Origin of the sequence: Pseudalkalibacillus sp. R45 (assembly GCF_052246725.1) — a bacterium.
Classification (GTDB): Bacteria; Bacillota; Bacilli; order Bacillales; family Fictibacillaceae; genus Pseudalkalibacillus.
In genome coordinates this window covers 44,031-67,691 of the sequence record NZ_JBQQCL010000015.1, presented here as the reverse complement: position 1 = coordinate 67,691, position 23,661 = coordinate 44,031, and the positions used below count along the sequence as shown (strand labels likewise).

General features: G+C 44.0%; 16 protein-coding genes. 2 read left to right on the top strand and 14 right to left on the bottom strand.

Going from position 1 to position 23,661, the window contains the following annotated elements; translation table 11 throughout:
- Positions 1-57: 57 nt before the first annotated feature.
- The 3 genes from ACTWQL_RS19635 to ACTWQL_RS19625 form a co-directional block, all read right to left on the bottom strand.
- Positions 58-1,491, bottom strand: a complete 1,434-nt coding sequence (locus ACTWQL_RS19635) for an NAD-dependent succinate-semialdehyde dehydrogenase (protein WP_443144103.1) — start codon at positions 1,489-1,491, stop codon at positions 58-60.
- 78 nt (positions 1,492-1,569) lie between these two features.
- On the bottom strand, positions 1,570-2,481 hold the full coding sequence (locus ACTWQL_RS19630) for a fumarylacetoacetate hydrolase family protein (RefSeq protein ID WP_443144102.1): 912 nt from the start codon (positions 2,479-2,481) through the stop codon (positions 1,570-1,572).
- 9 nt (positions 2,482-2,490) lie between these two features.
- Positions 2,491-2,778, bottom strand: a complete 288-nt coding sequence (locus tag ACTWQL_RS19625; protein WP_443144101.1) for a 4a-hydroxytetrahydrobiopterin dehydratase — start codon at positions 2,776-2,778, stop codon at positions 2,491-2,493.
- A gap of 207 nt (positions 2,779-2,985) precedes the next feature.
- On the opposite strand from ACTWQL_RS19625, the gene ACTWQL_RS19620 reads away from it, so the two are divergent.
- Together ACTWQL_RS19620 and trhA are read left to right on the top strand one after the other, a co-directional pair.
- Positions 2,986-4,755 carry a B12-binding domain-containing radical SAM protein gene (locus tag ACTWQL_RS19620; protein WP_443144100.1) on the top strand — a complete coding sequence of 590 codons (1,770 nt, stop codon included), beginning with the start codon at positions 2,986-2,988 and terminating at the stop codon, positions 4,753-4,755.
- Positions 4,756-4,772: 17 nt separating this feature from the next.
- On the top strand, positions 4,773-5,426 hold the full coding sequence (trhA, locus tag ACTWQL_RS19615) for a PAQR family membrane homeostasis protein TrhA (protein WP_443144099.1): 654 nt from the start codon (positions 4,773-4,775) through the stop codon (positions 5,424-5,426).
- Between the two features lie 184 nt (positions 5,427-5,610).
- Here trhA and ACTWQL_RS19610 read toward each other — a convergent pair whose 3' ends face one another.
- From ACTWQL_RS19610 to ACTWQL_RS19560, 11 genes are all read right to left on the bottom strand, one after another.
- Complete coding sequence (locus ACTWQL_RS19610; RefSeq protein ID WP_443144098.1) at positions 5,611-6,852, bottom strand: efflux RND transporter periplasmic adaptor subunit; 1,242 nt, start codon at positions 6,850-6,852, stop codon at positions 5,611-5,613.
- Positions 6,853-6,866: 14 nt separating this feature from the next.
- Entirely contained in the window at positions 6,867-7,541 is a 675-nt protein-coding gene (locus tag ACTWQL_RS19605) for a YIP1 family protein (protein ID WP_443144097.1), read from the bottom strand.
- A 231-nt stretch (positions 7,542-7,772) separates the two neighbouring features.
- On the bottom strand, positions 7,773-8,495 hold the full coding sequence (locus tag ACTWQL_RS19600) for a DUF421 domain-containing protein (RefSeq protein WP_443144096.1): 723 nt from the start codon (positions 8,493-8,495) through the stop codon (positions 7,773-7,775).
- A gap of 174 nt (positions 8,496-8,669) precedes the next feature.
- Positions 8,670-12,077, bottom strand: coding sequence for an AAA family ATPase (locus ACTWQL_RS19595; RefSeq protein WP_443144095.1), 3,408 nt, complete (start codon positions 12,075-12,077; stop codon positions 8,670-8,672).
- Between the two features lie 2 nt (positions 12,078-12,079).
- Positions 12,080-13,249: an exonuclease SbcCD subunit D gene (locus ACTWQL_RS19590; RefSeq protein ID WP_443144094.1), complete on the bottom strand. Its 1,170-nt coding sequence runs from the start codon at positions 13,247-13,249 to the stop codon at positions 12,080-12,082.
- A 14-nt stretch (positions 13,250-13,263) separates the two neighbouring features.
- Positions 13,264-16,998 carry a helicase-exonuclease AddAB subunit AddA gene (gene addA, locus ACTWQL_RS19585; protein ID WP_443144093.1) on the bottom strand — a complete coding sequence of 1,245 codons (3,735 nt, stop codon included), beginning with the start codon at positions 16,996-16,998 and terminating at the stop codon, positions 13,264-13,266.
- On the bottom strand, positions 16,991-20,488 hold the full coding sequence (gene addB / locus ACTWQL_RS19580; protein ID WP_443144092.1) for a helicase-exonuclease AddAB subunit AddB: 3,498 nt from the start codon (positions 20,486-20,488) through the stop codon (positions 16,991-16,993). Before addB ends, addA begins: the two co-directional genes overlap by 8 nt.
- 170 nt (positions 20,489-20,658) lie before the next feature.
- On the bottom strand, positions 20,659-21,042 hold the full coding sequence (locus tag ACTWQL_RS19575) for a hypothetical protein (protein ID WP_443144091.1): 384 nt from the start codon (positions 21,040-21,042) through the stop codon (positions 20,659-20,661).
- Between the two features lie 16 nt (positions 21,043-21,058).
- Positions 21,059-21,289 carry a WYL domain-containing protein gene (locus ACTWQL_RS19570; RefSeq protein WP_443144090.1) on the bottom strand — a complete coding sequence of 77 codons (231 nt, stop codon included), beginning with the start codon at positions 21,287-21,289 and terminating at the stop codon, positions 21,059-21,061.
- Between the two features lie 498 nt (positions 21,290-21,787).
- The gene (gene abc-f, locus ACTWQL_RS19565; protein WP_443144089.1) at positions 21,788-23,413 is read right to left on the bottom strand and encodes a ribosomal protection-like ABC-F family protein; all 1,626 of its coding nucleotides are present in this window, start codon (positions 23,411-23,413) and stop codon (positions 21,788-21,790) included.
- Positions 23,414-23,535: 122 nt separating this feature from the next.
- Positions 23,536-23,661, bottom strand: coding sequence for an RAxF-45 family protein (locus tag ACTWQL_RS19560; RefSeq protein WP_443144088.1), 126 nt, complete (start codon positions 23,659-23,661; stop codon positions 23,536-23,538).

The window sequence follows — 23,661 nt, the reverse complement described above, 5'->3', positions numbered from 1 at the left end:
GAAAAGGATTGACCGGGGCATTTTTGCCGTCAGGTCAATCCTTTCTCCTTCTAAGTGCTATTCTTTCAAGCCGATCGAGATGTATTTGGTTTCGAGATACTCTTCGATTCCTTCAATTCCGCCTTCTCGGCCGAGTCCACTCTGTTTCATACCTCCGAATGGTGCTTGTGCCGCTGATGGTACCCCGTCATTCCAGCCGACAATACCATAATCGAGTGCTTCGACCACTTTCAATCCACGGCTGTAATGCTCACTGAACACGTACGCCGCTAATCCGTACGGCGTCATATTCGCATACTTAACAGCTTCTTCATCTGTTTTCACCTTTTGGATTGGAGCAACTGGACCGAACGTCTCTTCATTCATGATCAGCATGCTCGGTTCAACATCGATAAGCACCGTTGGCTCATAATAATACGTTCCGTTCTCAGCTTCTTGCCCTTTTCCGCCGACAACGCACTTCGCACCTTGCTTAACTGCATTCTGAACATGCTTTTCGACTTTTTCATAGGCGTCTTTATTGATCATCGGTCCGATATCCGTATCTTCTTCAAGACCATTGCCAACCTTCAGCTTTTCCGTGATGGCTACAACTTCTTCGATGAATTCATCGTAAATCTTTTCCTGAACATAGATCCGGTTACCGCAAATACAAGTCTGCCCTCCGTTACGGAATTTAGAGGCGACTGTCTGTTCAGCTGCGTACTTGACATCCGCATCATCCAGTACGACGATCGGAGCATGACCGCCAAGCTCTAGCGACATATTTTTAACCTGTTCAGCACCTTGTTTCATCAATAGCTTTCCGACTTCTGTTGAACCAGTGAATGTCACTTTGCGGACCTTCGGATTCGATAAAAGCTCTTCTCCGATCTCTGAGGACTTCCCAGAAACAATGTTGACGACACCCTTCGGAATACCTGCTTCCTGACAAAGTTCTACTAGACGTACAGCTGTCAATGGCGTTTCATTCGGCGGCTTGACGACGAACGTACATCCAGCTGCTAATGCTGGACCAAGTTTACGAGTAATCATCGCTGCCGGAAAGTTCCATGGTGTGATCGCACCGACAACGCCGACAGGCTGCTTGTTGACTTGCATTCGTTTGTTTTCTTTTGAAGCAGGAATCGTCCTGCCATAGACACGTTTCCCTTCTTCAGCAAACCACTTTAAGAAGGAAGCCGCATACTGGACCTCACCTTTCGATTCCTTCAGCGGCTTACCCATTTCTTCCGTCATGAGTTTCGCCAGCTCATCTTCATGATCCAGCATCAAATCATATAACTTCTCTAAATAAGCAGCACGATCATATGCTGTCAAATTGGACCACGATGGAAATGCGTCGTGGGCTGCATCGATAGCCATTCTTGCTTCTTTTCTCCCGCCTCGTGGAACTGTACCGACGCGTTCACCTGTTGCAGGGTTCACTACTTCGACTTTTTCCAGACCATAATCAGACCATTCGTTATTGATAAAAATACCTTTATCCATCGTAACGCCTCCATTTTTCAAAATGATCGTATCAACAAATCTGTGTACTACTCTTACAATTCCATTCGGTGGGGTCCTTTAAACATCATTGTGTACAGGGTTTGACAGGATACCGATGTTTTCCACTTCGATTTTGACGACATCATCTGCTTTCAGATATTTAGGCGGCTTGAATCCTTTTCCGACTCCAGCAGGTGTACCCGTTGCAATGATGTCTCCTGGTTCGAGTGTCATTCCTTTCGATAGGACCTCGATTAATTCAGGTATCGAGAAAATCATTTTCGATGTTGAAGAACTTTGGCGTGTTTCTCCATTTACGAAAGTTGTAATATGTAGATCGTGAGGATCAGGGACTGCAGATTTATGAACCAAAGCCGGTCCCATCGGACAGCTAGCATCCAAGCTCTTCCCGATTAAAAATTGTTTGTGCTTACTCTGAAGATCTCTTGCGGTTACATCGTTGATGAGTGTATACCCGAACACATAGTCATATGCTTCTTCACGTGTAATCGCCTTTCCCTTTTTCCCGATGACCACTGCAAGCTCACCTTCATAATCGATATCAGTCGTGACCTCTGTCGGAATGATGATCGGTTGGTCCGGACCAATTACTGTCGTCGGAGCTTTTGAAAAAATCATCGGCACTTCAGGTACATCTGCCTCTGTGCCAAGCTCAAGCGCATGGTCGAGATAATTCTTTCCTACACAAAAGATATTTTTCGTCGGTCGTGGAATTGGAGCCAGCAGTTCTATCGAATCGAGCTCTAGAATGTATTTTTCATTGTTACCCTGTTCTCTTAAAAGCGACTGCAACTCATCGACCTTTTTGACGAAGTCTTCGCCTAGTTGGACAGCTTCAAGCAGAGTTTTCGGCAAATCGACTTCAAATGCAGATGCAGCACGCGTCAGATCAAGTGCCTTTTCAGGCTGATTCTCTAAAAGGACTGCAACAATCGGTTCATTTTGGTGATTTCCATAGATGAATTTCATATTTTCCTCCTATTGATCATAGATACGGTCATAATCAGCAGCAAGCTTGAAGTCCAGTTCTGTCAGACCCTTTGCCTGCCAGGAACTCAACTTGACTGTTACAAGCTTATAATCGACGGAAATGAGAGGATGATGTTGGATTTCCTCAGATTGACGAGCGATGTTACTGACAAAATCAATTCCATCCAGATAATCTTTGAATCGATATTTCTTTGTGATCCATTTTTCATCGGTCAGTTTCCAATCTTCAAGCTTCTGAAGCTGCTCAGACACTTGTTCTTCTGTTAATCGTTCCATATCAGACCTCTCCTTCTTTTTTGGTGTTAATTTGATTTTCTGCTAATCGATCACCTTTGTAAAACATTTCGCTTGTATCCTCGTATATACTTCCATTTCCCCTTTTAAAATTCCTCTTTTCACAATAATCGTGAAGCCACCTGCAAAAATGTGATAAAATGAATTGTTAAATAGGACATTATTTTTGACCAACACGGAGTGAAAAAAATGAACATAGTCGTAAGCACCCTGAACGCTAAATATATCCATACATGCCTTGCCTTAAGGTATTTGAAAACGTATTGTGAGCCTGATTTCAAAATTGATATGGCTGAATATACGATCAAAGATCCAGTGATGAACATCGTCAGTGATTTGTATGCCCGGAACCCTGACGTCATCGGATTCAGCTGTTACATCTGGAACATCGAAGAGACGATTCCGATCATTGAAATGATGAAGAAGATCAAACCTGATGTAAAAATCGTGCTCGGAGGACCAGAAGTCTCTTATGATGTACCACAATGGCTGGAGCGGCTGGAGCATGTCGATTACATCGTCGTAGGTGAAGGCGAAGAAACCTTCAAAGACCTTTTACAGGCGCTCGAAAAAGAAGAAGAAGTCGATTCGGTTGCAGGTATAGCATACATGAAGAACGGAAAACCATTCCGGACTGGTCCGAGACCGAAACTCGATCTGAAAACAGTCCCGTCACCCTTCCGACTGGAAGAGGATCTGCCGCAGCTTTCAAAACGGGTCACATACATCGAGACGAGCAGAGGCTGTCCATATTCCTGTTCCTTTTGCCTGTCTTCGATTGAGGTCGGCGTCCGTTACTTTGACATTGAAATGATGAAAGAAGAAATTCGTTTCTTGATGGATAATGGCGCGAGGACCATCAAATTCGTCGACCGGACATTCAATATCCGCAGGGATTATGCGCTCGAAATGTTCGATTTCTTGATCAAAGAACATCTTCCGGGCACTGTGTTCCAGTTCGAAATTACAGCTGATATCATGCGTCCTGAAGTCATCGATTTTTTAAATGAACATGCCCCTGTCGGCTTATTCCGGTTCGAAATCGGTGTACAATCCACGAATGACAATACGAATGAGTTGGTTGAACGACGACAGAATTTCGACAAGCTGACAAGAACAGTGACAACCGTCCGTGATGGCGGTAAAATCGTTCAGCATCTTGACTTGATTGCTGGATTGCCTGAAGAAAATTATGACTCGTTCCGGAAAACCTTCAACGATGTATTTGCCTTCCGTATCGAAGAAGTGCAACTTGGCTTTTTGAAGATGCTCAGAGGAACAGGCATGCGTCTACGAGCGGACAACCATGAATATATCTATATGGACAAAGCACCCTATGAGATTCTTGGGAACAATGTGCTGAGTTTTGATGAAATCATCAAGATCAAGCGTGTGGAAGATGTCCTGGAGAAGTTCTGGAATGACCACCGGATGGACACGACCGTCAGTTATTTGATCGATCATGTCTTCCCTTCTGCTTTCGACTTCTTCCAGCAATTCGGAGACTATTGGGAAACGCGTGGATGGTCAAGGATCGGACATCAGCTGGAGGATTTATACAAGCGCCTCCACTCATTCTTAAGTGATCGAGGAAATTCTAACCTTGAGATCGTGGAAGGTTTGATGAAATATGACTATTTCATCCGTCAGAAGCACAAGCCGAGAAAGCCGTGGTGGGACTTTTCCATGGATAAGGCAACTCAATCCGCTTATCTTCGATTTCTCGCTGATCATCCTGAAAAAGTGTCAGGAGACTTCAAAGAACTCAACCTGAGTGAAAAAGAATTGCATAAGCATGTGATGATCGAACGCTTATCCTTTGATTTAACTGCATTTTTAATGGATGATGAACTAGTCGAAAAAGATACGCTTTTGATCGTCTATTTCGACCCGAAACAGAAATCTGCAACTTCATTCACCATTGATGACGAACATACGATAACAACGGAAGTCGTCTAAAACATAGGAGGGCTATAATGGCGAATACCCATACGTATACACGGAAAGAAGAAATAGCCAATGCAATCACACACGGAATCGGAGCCTTGTTCAGCGTGGTCGGACTCGTATTTCTCGTCGTCATGTCTGCATTGGACGGATCAGTATGGCATGTGGTGAGCTTTTCCATCTACGGGGCTTCGATGCTCTTATTGTATACAGCCTCAACCCTGGTCCATAGTTTCCCTGAAGGAAGAGCGAAGGATCTTTTCGAGATTTTCGACCACGCCGCCATCTATATTTTCATTGCCGGAACCTATACCCCTTTCCTTTTCATCGTCGTCAAAGGGGCACTCGGATGGACGTTGTTCGGAGTGGTATGGGGAATCGCAATCATCGGCGTGTTTTTCAAAGCCTTCTTCGTAAAACGGTTCCTGTTCATCTCGACCATCATTTACATCGTGATGGGATGGCTCGCCTTGATTGCCTGGAAGCCATTAATGACGACGATGCCAAGCACAGGTATGCAGCTTTTCATCATCGGTGGAGTATTATACACCGTCGGAACAGTGTTTTATGTCTGGCGAGGCTTTCCGTATCACCATGCAGTCTGGCATGTGTTCGTCCTGGCTGGATCAGCCGCCCACTTTTTCGCCATCCTCCTATACATCCTGCCGCTTCAAATGGTATAAAACCGTCCTTATGGGCGGTTTTTTGTTAGTTTAAGGTGGATATATATATTTCGGTGCAATTCTGAAATCTATCATCAATTAAAAGAAAACATGGCAAAGCCAAGCCTTGGCGCAGGCTGAACCTTTAGTTGCGCTGATACTGAAAGAGGATGATCCAATTGGACCATCCTCTCTCCTATTAACTCTATTCTGTTCCTTCATCTTCATCTTCAATTTCTACAGCAGATTCAGGATTCTCTTCAGTGGAACCTTCTCCCTTTTGTTCATCAGAATCTGGTTTTACCTTAGAATCACTCTTCTTCTTTTTTCCGGTATCTTTCGTTTCTATCTCCATGTCATCGACTAACAGTACATTCGGTTTCATCACGATCGTTTCTTCAGCCTTCAATCCTTTAGTCACTTCTTTATAGGTTTCATTTTCGAAACCGAAGCTGACTTTCCTTTTGTCAATATAATCATTCTTCACGACCAGGACAAAATCCTCACCGTCATCATGGACGATCCAGTCATGTTTTACAGCTACTGCACCTTCAACAGCGACTGGTTTAACCGTAATATTCACCGTGCTTCCGACTAGCGCTCGGTTTTCCGACTCTGCTTCAACCTCAATATCCACCGGGAACTTCAGATCTTCTTTTTCCTCATCCGGTGTGCCGATTTTGGCTATCTGCCCTTTCCTGTCTTCACCACGAGGAGAGCTTACAGTTACTTCATCCCCTTCTCGTAAAAGCACAACCTCATCCTCTGAAAGATAAGCTCTCACAATGACATTATCTTCGCTTGAAATGACGACCAAGGGTTGGTCACTCGATGTTGCATTTCTATTCACCTTTTTGACAGTGCCTGCAACATTGCTTTTGACTACTTTTTCGTCTAATCGAGATTCCAACAGGCTGATTTCACTTTCCTTGCTCGATATGAGACTATCAACACGATCAGCCTGATAGGCAGCATCCGCTTTCTGCTGTTCAAGCATGAAGATGTTCGACTCATTCTTCTCTTCTTCCTCTTTATTGGACTCAGTACGAATCTGGCCTTGGAGAATGGTTTCACGATCTTCATAATAATCCTTTTCTGTCTCGAGCTCATCGATTTCATTTTCTAATGTCGTTATTTGGTTTTCGATATCTGATGTTTGATACTTTAAAATTTCGGTTCCTGAAGAGATTTCCTCCCCCTCTTCAACGAGTACTTCTTCAATATTCCCGCGGTGAGGTTCATAGTAAAATTCTTGTGTTTCCTTCGGTATGACCATTCCCGCAGCTTCAATCGTTTCCCTTAAATCATGTTGTTCGATCTTCGTCACGTCATATGGCTTCTCACTAGCAAACAATGATTCATTCAAAAGAAACAAGTACGTATTCAATATGATGAATAATAAGATCGGTAGTCCTATTAATGCTCTTTTCATGTGCCGGTTCAACATGATGCCCCCCAATTCTATCCGTTCAATTGCATATGGTACATGGTATTAATGACAGCGACGATCAGGATCAATAGTAGATGCAATCCTATCGATACAGTCAATACATATCGTTTCGACTTCAACGAAGCTTCCATCAACAGTTTGATTGACGCATAAATATGCCAGATGAAAAAGATCGTAATCCATCCGAAGAAACTTGTCAGAAATACATTATCAGTAATCGCATTGACCCACGGGCCAACACCGAATGGCGATAACATTTCAGTGGAACCGAAAGCCAGCATATAAGGAATATTCGCTGCTAAACCTATTAAAATGATGACGTACAAATACGTATGTAAAACAAATAACTTTTTAAAACCAATATCCCGGAAGAATCCCCAGAATATGAATGCAGACGCTCCTATAAGCAGGAATGGTAAGGCTAAACCACTGATCACTCCACCGATTCCGATAAAAATCGAAGCTGCCTGTTTTTGTTCAGCTGTCAATTGCATGGCGGTTGCTTCTGGCATCTTCAACCATTCAGGTGCACTTATGTATAAAAGAAAACCGAATACGAGCGAACTGCACAATAATAAAATCAAAACTCTGAATCTATAACCTTGGATGGATGTGGACTCTCTTAACGTATGTAATGTTTCTTGTGGCCTGAACAATCCTTTCCAAACCTGTACCTGATGCTCCAACCGATATTCCCCCTCTTCTGTGTCGAACATGATGATATAATCTATCCTATCAGATTTCTCAAATGATATCATATTTTTCCAATATATTTTCCAAAAATTATTTTTCATTTATTGTTGACTAGAATACTTTGGCATTTCGTTCTGCTAATCTTCGATATTTTTTTGCAATATCCTTGTTTTTACAGCAGAAAATTTAGTTACAGGAATAAGTCTTACCTTGGAACCTTGTTGTCAATGATCAATAGGAGGAACGTTTGGATTGGTTCCGTCCTTTAGTGAAAGAAATAACTCGCCCTTCCGGTTATATGCCCCATAAAAGACGGCCTTCACATCAGTAATATTCCTTTTTACAAGCATGTCTTCTAACCACTGTTCATTCTTATTCAGCCACCTCAATAAATCCAACTGAATTTCCCCATCCAAAATGATCGGAATCTCAAAATTTCCAGGTTCTCCTTCAACCTTCAAATCTTCTCTCGTAACACCTTCTTTTGAAGGAATCATTTTTACAGACAAATCACCGTTCGCTTCAATGATCGCAATCTCTACGTCTTCTATGTTATAGACGTTTTTATCACGCAGCATCTGCAGGATATTATCAATCGCATATTTTTCTTTTTTCATTTTTTCATAGAGAAATTTCCCATTATAGATTACCACCGCGGGTTCAAATGTCATCATTTTTCCAATCTTACGGTTCTTCATTTTCAGATAGACGATTAATTTTTGTAGAAGAGCAATCACGATCATTGCAACGATGGTGTGAATATGATTGATGTCCGGATCAGCAATATCGGCTCCAACGACAGCTCCTAACACTAAAATAACAAGAAAATCGAACACAGGGAGTTCTCCAATCGACCTTTTTCCCATGTAAAGAGTGATGAACAACATGAATGGAAGGATGGTGATGATACGGCCGATCACTTTGACTGAGTCCAAGAATATTTCCATTAGAAAAGGCTCCTCTGTTTTTGTAGTATAAAACCATCCTCTCCAAAAATCGTACTGAATATAGCGTATGTTCTGTTTTGACTTTGATTTTTGTGAATTTCACTCAAAGAATCAACATTAAAGTTTACGAGAATTCAAAAAGGATTGACCGTTTTCGGCCAATCCTGATCAAACTCATAACGTTTCAATGGCTACACTGCTTCCTTTTCCTGATGGTGTTGCCGGGGTAACGATCAATCTTCTTGGCAAACGAGCGCGGAGCTCAGGTACGTGGGAGATCACTCCGACGGAGACCCGCTGCATTTGTAGGCGTTCCAAAGCAGAAATTACTGTATCCAGTAGTGATTGATCAAGTGTCCCGAACCCTTCATCAAGGAAAAAGAATTCCAATGGATACTCACCTTGCAGCTGTATTTGTGCTGATAAAGACAGGGCAAGCGCTAGGGAGGTCAAGAAGGTTTCTCCTCCTGACAATGAGGTGACAGGTCTGCGGACACCACCATTGGCATCATCACGGATAACGAATCCACCTGTGGAATCAACTTCCAAAGCATAACGCTGCCTTGTCAATTCACCGAGCCGTTGTGACGCATCCCGTGCAACTTGGCTTAATTGTTCTTCAGCTATGAATTCCACAAAGCTGTTTCCACGGAAGACAGCTTGTAATTTTCCGAGTCTCTCAGAAAGCTCTTCATTTTTCAGACGCTTTTCTTCCAAACTGGCGAATTTCTCTGCTCGTGCTTTCATATCAGTTAAAGCTGATTCGAGTTTTACTTTTTCAGATAGCGCCGCTTCTTTCTCCAGTTTGGCATGCTTCAACTCTTCTTGGACCTGTTCCCATTCATTGATACTGACCTCTTTGTTATTCAAATGAGCAAGCAGTCGTTTTTGATCATGCTGTTGATTCTGCTTTTGTTTATGGTATTGCTCGATCTCATCTTCCCAATTGCTCTGTTTTTGAGCCGGGATAAGCGCCTCCTTCACTTGCTCTTTCGTTTCAAATGACGTTTCTTTCACTTTTTGCTCCCATTTTTCTCGTGCTTTCGTTAAACGTTCTTCAATGTTTTGTAAGGTCGATTTCGCAACTTCAAGTTCCTGTTCTAACTTTTGCAGTTTTTTACTTTCAAATTCAGCCTGCTGCTGGACGTGTTGTTCCTTTTGTTTCAATTCCTCCAACTGAGCCTGGACATTCTTATGAAGCGTCTCTGCTTTTTCATTGCCACAAATTTCTTCAAGCTTTTTCTTTAGCTCTTCACACCTGGCATCTTTACTCGACACGCTTGAAGTCAGTTCAGTTACATTCTGTTTAAGTGACTGATTGTCTTCAGTACCTTGCGTGATCGTCCCATCCACCTCGACCAAATAAGAAATACTTCGATCATATCGCCGCTTCAAATCCTCAACTTCTTGTTCTTTCTGATCCATTTCTTTTTGCAATTGTTCGAGTTGATTCATTTCATAGGTTTTGAATGCAGCATTCCAGCGCTTTTCGTGCTCTGCAGCTTTTCGGTCAACTTCTTTCAGCTTCTCTTCGACTTTAGAAGCATCACGATTGCACGTATTCAAGGTTGCGGAGTTCTCCACCAATTTTTTATCGTATTCTGCATATAAAGCCGTGTATTTAGTCCGCTTTTCTTTAAGTTCAATCACATCTTGCTTGAATCCTTTTGTTTCTGTTTGCAGTAATCGCAAATAATTCTTCAAGTCATCCTTCGTTTGAAGACCGTTCTCGATTGGATCGAAAGTGGTTGCAGCGATTTCATTATCACTGAACTCACCTTTTTGCACATAATCTTGTACCGCTTCAAAGAAATGTTCCAGATCTTTTTTACAATAATGGACAGCTAATTCTTCATCTTTCAAGGATTTGAAAAGCGTTTCCAATTCAGCAACTGCTGATTGGTAATCTTCGCTTTCACCTGTTTCTCCAGCTGGAGCAGGATGTTCCTTTGATCCACACACGGGACAAGCTTCTCCTGTTGTCAACTCTTGAGCAATCTGAACGGCTAGTGTATGGACTTCCCCATCCTTCTGCCTTTGGATCGCATCCTTCAAGGATTGTTCAATCGAATGTTTGGCGCGTTCGATTACCCGTTCATGTTCACAAACGCGGTTGAACATCGACTCGGTATGCTGCAACAGATAACTAATGTTCCGTTTTACATTTTTCCTCTGCTTTTCAAGTTTTTCTATTTCAGCATTCAGTTTTTGTTCAGTATCCGTTATCTTTTTTTGTTCATTCTTCAATTCAGCTTTCGTTTCGTCTGAGCGGTCAATCTCGCGTTTCAGCGCGAGCGCATCCCGTAATCGATTTCGTTCTTCAATCGGAACTGTTTTCTTTTCAAGATCAGTTTTGATTTCCGCTTGTCGATCGATTGCTTTTTGTTTCGTAGCTTTGAGCTTATCAAGTTCTATTTCTAATGCATTCAGTTCTTGTTTTGCTTCAGTAAGTTTCGTCTTTTCACTACAGAGGGATTGTGCTTCTCGTTCATAGTCGCCCTCTAGTTCTTTTGCATATTTCAATTGCTGCAGGCGTTCATACAAGACAGGTTCATGATCAGATCGTTCCTTCTGGATTGTACGGAGTTGATGTTGTATGTCCTCAACGTGTTTCTTCGATTGTCCGGTTTCTTGTTCGAGTTCAGCCTTTTTCGAGGCCCACGATTGCTGCTCATTAAGGATCGACTCAAGCTCTTCAACGACCGGAAACAAGGAATCGGCTTCTCTCGATAACTTCAGTTTCTCTTCAAGCTCCTTGATTTCAGGCTCTTTTTTATCCAGTACAGCGAGTTTTCGTTTTACTTCATCCAGCTCTTCCTGCCAACTCCAAATTTGCCGGTAATGCTCGAATTGAACTTCCTTCTTTTCCAATTCGAGATTTCTTCGTTCTACTATCTGGATCGCTTTTTCAAGCTTGTTCTGAAGTTCGATGATCGCTTCCTTCGATGCATCTCCTAAACCCTGCTGTTCAGCTGCAATCTCTTTTAAAACCATGTTCGTTTCTTCAGTTTTCCGTTTCAGACGGTGATTCAGATGATCACCGTATTTTTCTAAATGAAAGAGACGCTGCAGCATCTGCCGTCTTTCCGCACCTTTAAGCGAGAGGAACTCGGCAAATTTTCCTTGCGGCAAGACAACCGCTCGTGTGAAGTCGGTGAGCGTCAACCCTAAAATGCATTCGACCTGTGAAGTCACATCCCTTTCTTTATCAGCAAGGACCATCGTTTCCTCGTTAATGACTTCGATCAGACGGCAAGTGCTTGTCCGGATCGATTCATTCTTTCCTTTTTTATAGGTCCGTTCTACTCGATACCGTTTTCCCGAATGTTCTTTCCCCAATTCGAATGTGAAGCTGACATGCAGATGATCTTCTGCATGGTTCATGATTCCCTGGATCGTATTGGCTGCACGTTCGATTTTCCCATAAAGGGCTAATGTGACTGCATCTAACAAGGAAGACTTTCCGCTTCCAGTCGGTCCGAAAATCCCGAATACGCCTCCTTCACAGAGGATTTGAAAATCCACGTCTTGCTTTTCGCGGAAACTATGTAAACCTGTTACAGAGAGGTGTATAGGTCTCATTCTTATACGCCCCCTTCGTTTTCGTAGATCAGTTCCATGAATAATTTCACTGTTTGCTCATCAGGCTTTCCACCGTTCGTCTGCCGTTCATAGAACCGGGTGAACAACTCGTCAATTGGAAGATCAGAGGTCTTTGTTTCCGTACTCATCTCTTCCATTTCTTCAAATACTGGCCGGATATGGATGAATCCGCTATGGGAATTCCGAAGATGGTGAATCTGTTCCATGCTCAATGTATCCTTCAAATGCACTTCTAGATCAATCCACGCATTAGCGTCCTTCTTTTCATCAAGCCAGCGATGGACCTGGATCAACCCTTCTTCTGCTTTCCATCGTACCAAGGGTTTACCGCAGGAAAGGAAGATTTCCTCCATTTTCGGTTCAGAGCCTGGTTCGATATCAAGGATGGTGACTGATTTCGTTTGCCCTGCTTCAGAAAAACTATAGCAAAGCGGTGAACCCGAATACCTTGCCAGACTGCTAGACCGATAGATCGATTGCGGGCGATGCAGATGGCCTAGTGCAGTATATTGAACTTGTGAAGGAAGGGCATTCGCTGATACGGTATAAGCCCCTCCTACTTGGATCGGTCTTTCCGACTCACTTTCACGCCCGCCTGTAACATAAATGTGGCTCATCGCAATGTTCACACTGTTTGTACCAAAATTACCGCACAGTTCATCGAACAATTTTTCAATACGGACGTCATAGGCATTCCTCAATGTTTCCTCATCAAAGGATTCAGTCAAAACTTCTTTCAATCGGGACTCTGATGGATATGGAAGCCCGGCCAGTTTCAACCGTTCTCCAGTCGACTCGATCCCAAAACAGAGTGGTTGGATCGTCGGATACCCTATGATGGTGATTCCGTGCATTGCGGCGAGTGGACCGGCGGCACTCAATCGATCAGGATTATCATGGTTCCCTGCGATGATGATCACCTTACATTGTTGATCCTTCGTCAATCTCGCCATCGACTCATAAAATAATTGTTCAGCTGCCGCAGGGGGATTGACCGTGTCAAATACATCACCAGCCATCAAAACGACATCCACTTTTTGGTCCTTAACGATGTCACATAATTCCTCTAAAAATTGTTCCTGCTCCGGAAGTCGGTTTCTTCCTTCAAGTGTCCTTCCGAGATGCCAATCGGCAGTATGAAGTAATCTCATAGTTTCCCCCCTTGTCATGGTAGACGGAGAAGATGTCCACCATCAAAAAAGTATAGATATTTCTTCTTGCATGGCTTTTTCCAGATCTGTTCAATCGCCTTTGCGTACAGTTCAAGTTGAACTTGATAACGTCGCTCTAAAACTGGACGTGCCTTTTCGAAATTCTCGAATCGATTTTTGATTGCATCTGTCTTATAGTCAAGCAAAATGAAGCCATCGTCCTCTTCAATCACACAGTCCATCACTCCCTGGACGAGGACATGTTCATCAATGGACCCAGACCAATCAGAATAGGCGTCTCCAGCTGGTAACGCAAGACTGAACGGAACTTCACGATGGACAGATGTACATTTCTGAATCTGTTCACCGAGTTCAGTTTTGAAAAAGAGGTCGATGGAACCAACATCTATCGCATCTGCTTGCTCTTCGGTCAGCAGTTCGTCGTTGACAAGCTTCGCGACAGTCTCAACAATCGTTTCCTTCGAGATGTTTTCAGGCTTCGTCAAATGCTGCATGACAAGGTGCATCGCCGTACCACGCTCTGCGGCATTCAATGATCTTTCCTGCATGAAATTCGGACGTTCCCCGAGTGAATTACGGAACTGCCGGACAAACGATGTGTCACCATATTCGTCTCGCGTTTCCAAGTTTCGTTTCAATTCCGTAACAGACTGCTTGGACATATGCCTTTCTGAGAATTGATACGGATATCGCCACGACAACGATTCTGGCACATCGCTCGACCCTCCTGTATTAATCAGCTCCCATGATTTGATCTGTTCAAGACGTGCGCTTTTATCCTCCGCTTTTTCTTCATCCGTCACGACGATTTCCCGGGATGGTAAGATGGATAACGCCCATCTGTGCTGGGTCTGGGTGAGGTCCTCATCAATCACACTTCCGCTTCCTACCCGATTTCGTAATAACTCCATGCTCGGATGTCGGATGACTGCCGGACCAATCCAATCCAAATATGATTTCGCTGATGCCCTCTCGAAGTCAGGTAATAACCATCCTTTTCGAGATACGAGGTGTTCCCACTGCGTCACTTGTTTGTCGAGATCACGAACTGCCCCGAGCAGAATCAGTTTCTCTTGCGCACGTGTCAATGCAACATAAAGGATCCTCATCTCTTCTGCCACCATCTCCATTCGGAGGCGTTTCTGGATGGCAAGCTGAGGCAATGTCGGATAACTGATCCTGTGGTTTGGATTCATGAATTTTGCGCCGAATCCGATTTCTTTATGAAGGAGGAATCCGCCTCTCAAGTCCATTTCATTAAATCGTTTGTTCAGGTTCGCAAGGAAAACGACCGGGAACTCCAATCCTTTACTCTTGTGAATCGTCATGATCCGGACGACATCCTCTTGCTCGCCCAGGGCTCTTGCTGTGCCTAGATCCTTTCCCTGATCCCTCATCCGTTCGATGAATCTCAGAAAGCGGAACAAACCACGGAATGATGTATTTTCATATTGTCTTGCACGATCATATAATGCCCGCAGGTTCGCCTGGCGCTGCTGTCCGCCCGGCATTCCACCTACATAGTCGTAGTAACCCGTTTCGCGGTAGATCTGCCAGATAAGATCGGATAAATCCCCTTGACGAGCTTTCGTCCGCCATTCTTGCAGTTTTTTATAGAAAAATTCTATTTTCTCCAAAGCAGACGATGGTGCCGCTTGTTTCATAAAAGCCATAACCGCTTCATAATACGAGCCTTTTTTGTCAGCAATCCGCACTTCCGCCAATTCCTCACCTGTCAATGTAATGATCGGAGAACGCAGTACAGAGGCAAGCGGGATGTCCTGATAAGGGTTATCGATGACCTGCAGCAACGACAGCATGACCGATACCTCAACAGCTTCGAAATAGCCTGTTGATAAGTCCGCATAAGCTGGAATACCTTGTTTTTTGAACTCCTCCTGGAGGATAGGGGCTGTTGTAGAAGTCGAGCGTAGCAGAATCACGATATCCCGGTATTCAATCGGGCGATATTGTTTCATCTTCCCATCATAGACCCGATAAGGCTGCTGTTCCTCGTTATGGCCGATCAATTGTTTGATCCGTTTGGCCATCCAGCGGGCCTCAAGCTGGATCGATTCTAGATTCTCAATATCATCGTCTGCCTCTTCCTCTTCACTTCGATCGATCAGAACCAATTCTGTTGCCGCTTGTTCATTCTCAGGATAGTCCGCTCCAAGGCGCAGTTTCGCAGCTTCATCGTATTCGATCTCACCCACGGTTTCATTCATGATCTGTTTGAACAGGAAGTTCGTGCTATCGATAACATCCCGGCGGCTCCGGAAGTTTTTAGACAAGTCGATGCGTACACCTTCCCCTGGGTCCGACTGATAGAAACGCTTATATTTATCTAAAAATAAAGTCGGTTCAGCCAAGCGGAAACGATAGATACTCTGTTTCACATCACCGACCATAAAGAGGTTCGCTCCTTCTTCCTGCTCCTTCGTCACGAGTTGGACAATCGATTCTTGGACAAGGTTCGTATCTTGGTACTCATCGACAAGGACTTCAATGAATTTCTGGCGGTATTCCTGTGCTGCCTGGGAAGGAACCAACCGTTTTTCCGATGAACCTTCCCCTGTAAGAACCTCAAGGCAAAAATGTTCCAAATCGGAAAAGTCCACGAGTCCTTTTTCTTTCTTTGCGGACTGGAAACGTACAGAAAAGCTTTTTACAAGCTTAATCAACGTCTGCATAACTGGAACCAGTTCCCGGATATGGTTGATGAACGATTCCGGAGAACGGCTGAACAACTCTTCCTGAAGACCTTCCACTTGCTTTTTTACACGATCTCTTATCGATTTGACGCTTTCTTTCAGAGCTTCGTCGTACTCGTCCCCTTTGCACGCCTTCAATCGTGAAAATTTGTTTTCCTGGAATGTTTCAAACACCTTCTGCCACGACACTGCACCAGCTTCAATTAGACTCCGGACCATCTGCTCATCTTGGACCAACGTATCGTAATAAGGTCCTGGACCGCCTGGAAGAAGTGCCCATTGCTTCGCTTGTTCCAATAATTCAAGCATTCCACGCAACTGCAACTGGACATCCTGGACTAATTCATTCGTCCACGAAAGCTCTTCGATCGTTTCCACTTGCTCACTTTTCGAATATTTTCCACCCATTTGTTCTAGCCACTGTTCCGGCCATGGATAGCTACGGGAAAAATCATATAAGCGGATGATCATATTCTGGATTTCATCATCGCCGCGGTCATTGCTGAAACGGTCAACCAAATCGAAGAACGGTTCATTATCTTCATGCCCATACTCCTCTTCCAAAAGTTCTTCAAGGACTTCCTGACGGATCAATTCCGCTTCGGTTTGATCGGCAATCCGGAAATTCGGATCCAGATCCAACTGGTAATAATACTTTCGTAAGACTTCGATACAGAAGGAATGGAGGGTTGAAATCGATGCTCTGTTCAACAAAGTCAGCTGTCGTCTTAAATGAAGCGAGCCAGGCTTTTCCTTCAATGCTTTCTCAAGCGCGATTCCGATACGTTTCCTCATCTCAGCTGCTGCTGCATTGGTAAATGTCACGATCAATAACCGGTCGACATCGACACCGTCCTGGTCCGTCAGCCTTCTGATGATCCGTTCCACGAGAACAGCTGTTTTTCCTGATCCGGCGGCAGCTGCGACAAGGATGTCCTCCCCTCTCGCTGTGATTGCATGCCATTGTTCGTCGGTCCATTGTGCCCCTTCAGGTTTTGGAATGACATCACGCATCCTGATCTCCCCCTTTCTTTCGAATTTGTTCAAACAGTTCATCGTCTTTTATATCCTTCAATAGTCGATAGTTGTTCTCTTCCAATGAGTGATCGAACTGACACACTGATCGGAACGAACAGAACGTACAAGGTGTTCGTTTTTGCATTTCATATGGTGCGATATCGATATTTCCGTTCGTGATATCCGTCCCGATTGAACCGATCATCGAACGGACATAGGAACGTACCTCATTGAATTGCTCTTTGTTCATGAGTGATGACCCTTTACGGAAGCTGCCATCTTTTTTTGTAGCGACAGGGATGATTTCTGAGTGTCCATCTATGCCTTCATCCATCAACTGGACAATGTCTTCATCCTCAAGTACATAGCCTTTCATCTTGAACTTCTTGAAAAGCTCTTTTTCGATTTCATCAAGGGTCAAAAGCTTTTTCGATGAGTGGACGGGATTGTGCACATGGAAATACAGCACACCTGCTGGATCAGCGGTTTTGCCAAGCCAACGGTCGGAATGGGTGATCACCACATCCAGGTAGGTAAGCATCTGTAGTGCGATTCCGTAATAAACCTCAGACAAATTCAACCCTCTTTGGCTTGATTTATAGTCGATGACGCGAAGGAACAGTCCCTCATGATTAGTTGCTGCATCTACCCGATCAATCCGCCCGATCACTTCCATCGTCGTCCCATTCGGCAGCGTATATTTCAACGGCGGGATTTTATCTGAGTTGCCAAACCCGAGTTCAAGTCCCACTGGTGAAAACCCGCTCGCCTTCGCTTGCTGGCTGAGTACGTAGGAAGCTCTTCCAACGACATTTTTTAATTTTCGTTTGATATATTGATAGCGGTTCGAGCTTAATAGAATCTGACTCTGTAAGCGTGGTGCAAGCTTTTCGACCATCTCCCCAGCAATACGATAACAATCTGCTGATGAAAGCTCTCTCCAATCAATGCCACGCTGTTGCAGATAATCCGAGACTTCCTTCAGCGCAGCATGGAATAACTGTCCGATATCCGGCGCCTCAAGTCTGAACATCTGTCTCTCCTCGAGTTTCAGTCCATAACTGGCAAAATGCGAGAATGGACAGGATTGATGTTTCTCCATCCTCGACACACTCGCTTTCAGATGATCACCATACAATTCCTTACTCGTTTCACCTTTAAGCCTGTCCGTTTTATTTTGGTAAAAGAGACTGTAGATCGTCCGTCTTGCTTTTGATTCCCACTCGTCACTCTCGACGAACCAATTGTATACATGCCACCAATCCTCAGCAATCGGATAGCCCTTCTGCCACTGCCGCAATTGTACAGTCAGGAACGATAGCGTCCTTCCTGGGCGAACGATGAACCGGGCATTGGATTCATCGCTCTCACTCGGCTCTTGCATCAATAGACGTTCACTCTGCTTCGGAAGCAATTCTTTCAGCTGATTGATGAGAATCGACGGAACAAGGGACTTCCCTTCTTCATCAGCTAACGGGTAGGAGACATATAGATGATCCGATGCACTCGACAAAGCCATATAGATGAGGAAATTCTCATCCAGCAGATTCTCACGAGCAGTCGGAGCCATCTCTGCACCGAGTGTTACAAGCGCTTCACGGTCATCTTCAGAAAGAATTCCATCTTCTGTCGGTTTTGCTGGCAAAACGCCGTCATTGACCCCGATGATGAAGCTGCATTTCACTTTGTAAAACCTGGAGCGATCCAGGCTTCCGATCAAGACCTGATCAATAGCCGGAGGCACCAGTGCAAAACGCATCGACTCAAGACCTGTATCGAGCATCTTGCTGAACAATTCGAGACTCAACGGTTCATTCCCGACGATTTCAACCATTTGTTCCAATAGATCGATGACCGCACTCCACACTTGATCATGCTCTCTCGCAAGGCTCAGATTTCCGGCTTTTTCCGCCTGATAGCGCCATTCCTCAAGTTTTGCAGGCACCTGCAGATACTCGAGGTAAAGGAACAACGCCTCACATAGCGCCTTCCCATTTTTTGCAGCTTTCAAATCCCGTTCCAATCTTGATAACGGATCCGCTACCTTTTGTCTTGCATCATTGATGAGACGCTGCTTAGCCAGTTCTTCATCCGTTTGACTTCCGAGGTTGAAATCCAGTGAACGGAACTTCCGATAGATCCAATTCTCATTGCTTGTCCATTTCTTTTTCCCATGGATTCCATGCGCCAGCACATAATTCTCCATCAAATCGACCTGCTCACGGAAATCCTGGGTCGCACTATCCTGATCCATCAGTAAATCTGTCTTGACACAACGAAATACAGCGTCATACCGCCAGTTTTGAAGGATGATATCCAAACTTGACCGGATACATTCAATCAATGGATGATGCAGCATCGAGCGCTTTTGATCAAGGAAATACGGAATCTCGTAATCTTCGAATAATGTATTCAATAAATCCGAATAGGAAGATGGATCCCTCACAAGCACTGCAATATCACGATACCGATACCCTTTTTTCTGGATGAGCTCTTGAATGTCTCTTGAAATCCCTTCGATCTCTGCCCTTCTATTGACCGCACCGCTGAGCTGGACAGTACATTCTTCACCATAAAAAGGGACGACCGGCCGCTCATGATAATAATTTTCCAGATGTCTGATCGAAGGCGATTTTTCAAAGCGTGGTTTTTGATCCAATGTCTGGACTGTTTCAACTTCGATGCCCTCTTCTTCAGCAATTTCCTTCAGCTTTTGATAGGTAGTCGTCGTCATTCGGAACAAATCGAGGTCTGATGGTGGGTTGTCGGTCGGTTCATCCATCGTCAACGTGATCGTCATACGATCCGCTTTTTTCATCAAAGTCCGAAGCGCACCGAGCTCTTGCGGCGTATAACTGTGGAATCCATCAACCCATACTTCACAGCCATCGAAGAACGTCGACTCCGGCATCCGTTCTTCGAGCAAACGTAAATAATCCTCTGAATCTACGTATTTATCAGCTAGCAATTCTTCCAGTTGATTGTAAATGATATGTAAGTCATGCAGTTTATCTTTTAAAAGGGTGCGATCATCATTCTCGCCCATTAGTGTGTTTTCCAACGCTTCTATGTCACTTGCTCCTAAGCAATAGCGTTTGAACTCCGTTATCATTTCTTCTAACAATTCATAAAAACCGCTTTGTTCCGATGACTTATGGAACAGGATGAGTTGATCTTTTTGCCTTTCAACGACTTTTCGCAAAAGCATGTTCATCCCTGTCGAATTCAGATGATAACGTGTCAATCCCCCTACTTCCTGAAGAACCTTCAAAGCGAGGCGTGAAAAACTAAACACCTGTGCACGAATCATTCCGCCTAGTCCAGGTGTTTTTACCAGTTCATATTCCATTTGGAAGGTCATCTGATCAGGTACGAGCATAACGAGTGGCTTCCCTCTTGGGTTAGTATGTAACAGTTCCCTCATTTCGTCTAAACAGACTGTCGTTTTGCCACTACCGGATCTTCCGACCAAAAATCGGACCGACATGTACATTCTCCTTTCCGAATCCTCACAATCATAGTTTCTATTATCTCATTTTTTTGCATGCTTTTGTAGGTTTTAAGATTTGCTAAAGAAAACTGGCATGGCCAAGCCTTGGCGTAGGCTGAGCCATAGTGGCACTTATACTTTCTTTAAGTGCAAGTATTGAAGAACAGTCAATGCAAATCGCCTGTGCTCGGTTCTTTCCATGCTTGGTCGAGGAAAAGACGTTGGAGTGTCAGTTCCGCTTGATTTCGAAGGTGGAAGTTGGAATATTTGATGACTTCATGATAGCCGCGGACGATGATGTTATATTCTGATGTATCTTCGTACCTGCGATGAAAGGATACTTTAATGTTCTTCGCTTTCATTTCCTTCCGGATGTGGTGAAGTTCATGTGAGATTTCTGTCATCCTTTTTTCAATCCAGAGGACATAAGGCTGGGTGAACTTGAGTGGTGAACGTTGGAAAATTTGCAAATCACGATTGAGGATTGTCAATAACATCGGATACAGAATGAAACGATCGATAAGCAGGCTTTCCTCTTTTGTCGCATACATGAATCTATGCCCCTCCTTATCCAGCGTTGTTGTTTCTATTTTTTCGCAATGGAAGCATGCGTGCTGAAAGAATTCGATCGATGCTGAAAGTCCGAGTCTGTTTTCTTAAGGAACAATATCCTGTCATCGTCGTTTCCGTGAGCGAAGTGATCCAGACCATACGCTGTGTAATCGTACCATCGTTGGACAGATAGACGATTTCAACCGGCTTCTTCTGTTCAAATGATCGAATTAACATCCTTCTCATGCTCAACCCTCCATTTTTAATTATTATATGCGAACATAAGTTCTATATGCAATAGCTGGAGGATGAGAATTTTTTCCAGTGTTAGGGGGAGGGGGGGCTTGGGGGAGAATCATGGGAGAGAGCCCGACGTGAGTACTGTCTATCCGTTAATTTGGGCTTATCCGTTTTTCACGGTCAGAAAGTCCCTCTTTCTATCCGTCAATTTGGACTTATCCGGTTTTCACGGTCAGAATGCCTCGTTTTCATTTTTCACAAACTAGAGTCCCATAATATAAAACCATCATTTTGACGCACTTCCTTCATGTTTTTAGTGCCCAAACGGTCTATGAATCCTCATGAAGTACTCAAAACTTCTAAACGGCTTCTTGAGCACCTCAAATTCCGTTTTTCTCAATTTGAGTACCTCATGAACCGCGATAACCTCATGCACCCTTGGTTCAGTCCAACAAAACAACTAAGAAAAAGACCGACACCATGTGCCAGCCCCCCGAATCAAATTCAACTCAATTGTATTCTTTTTTCTTTTGCGGCTTCATAATTGCCGATGTAGCTTTTCAGCTGTTGGTCTTCCAGCCAGTACGTCCGGTCCATCAGCTTGTTCAAAAAGTACCGGTCATGCGAAACGACTAGAATCGTACCTTGAAACCCTTCCAGCGCCTCTTCCAATGCCTCTCGCGATTCGATATCAAGATGGTTCGTCGGCTCATCAAGCAGCAACAGATTATAGTTCTCGGACATCATTTGTGCTAGTCGTAATCGAGTCCGCTCACCGCCGCTCAACTTATTCACCTTTTGAAAAACGTCTTTTCCGAAAAACAGGAACCGGCTTAACCGATAGCGTGCTTCGCCTTCCTCGACCTTCGCGATATCCCGATAGGCATTGAGGACCGTCCAGTCTTCGTAACCTGTCAGCCCTTTTTGCGACAAGTAACCGATCTTGACCGATGCTCCGATACGGATATTTCCATGATCAGCCTCGATTTCCCCTAAAATCAAACGGAGGATTGTTGACTTGCCGACCCCGTTTTTACCGATGATCGCAGCACGTTCCCTGTATTGAAGCAACATGCTCAAATTTTCAAACAACATACGGTCTCCGATATCCTTTGTGACGTATTCGAAAATGACGACATCTTTCCCACTGCGTTTGGCGGAATTGAATCCAAGGGCTGCCGTCTGCCGTTCGAGCTTAGGACGATCGATCTTATCCATACGTTCTAGTGCTCGTTCCATATTCCGAGCGCGCTTGTGCATCTTTGGATTGTCAGCCCGAATCGCCCACTCCCGCATCCGTTTAATCGCTTCTTTCATTTTTTTGATTTTCTTCTGCTGGTCCTGATAAGCCTGGAATTCGAGCATCAAACGTTTTTCTTTTTCTTTTACGAAGGATGAATAATTCCCTTTATATTCCTCGATGATCCCTGAATCGATCTCCATTGTTTTCGTAGCAACTGCATCAAGGAAATAACGATCATGCGAAATGATAACGACCGCTCCATCATAATTACAGATGTATTCCTCCAACCAGTCAAGTGCTTCCATATCCAGATGGTTCGTCGGCTCATCGAGTAAAAGCAGATCAGGTTCTTCAAGCAAGATAGCAGCAAGCCCGACCTTCGTCTGTTCTCCACCGCTCAACGATTGAAAAGGCTTATCGCTTAAACGTTCCAATCCAAGTCCATGCAAAACTCCTTTTATTTTCGAGTCGACTGCGTAACCATTTACTTCTTCCAAGCGGTTCTGCAGCTTACTGAATTTGTTGAAATGCTTCTCAAGATGATCTTGTTCATCAGGATCTGCCATTTTTTCAGTGACCTGTTTCAATTGTTGTTCGATTTCGTACACTTCAATAAACGATTGCTTTAGCACTTTTTCAACAGTCAAACCTTCCTCGATATCAGGAATTTGATCCAGCATGCCGATTGACAACTCTTTTTTATATGAAATGTTGCCTTTGTTGACGTGTTCGATTCCCGCAATGCACTTCATCAATGTGGATTTTCCAGCCCCATTCGGGCCGATGAGTGCTATACGGTCTTTTTCATAGATTTGTAGTGATATATCTTCAAAAATCCAAGTACCTGCGTACGTTTTAGCGATGTTATTTAGTGATGTTACGATCATGAAATTAGTCTCCTTTTATAATTGAATTTTCCTTAGATTTTTAGATAGCAAAAAACCATGAGCAAGCTGACCTGCCCATGGTTATCCGTACTTTTAAAAGGATGAAAGGGATAAGGTTCTGCTTACGTGTTGATCATTTTCGTATTTGGAAAAATGGACATACTTCTCCCGTCGAACGCAAAATCATGCGTTATGGAACGGACTTCAACTGTCAGCCAATCCAAAATACGAAACAATCCTGTAAGCAT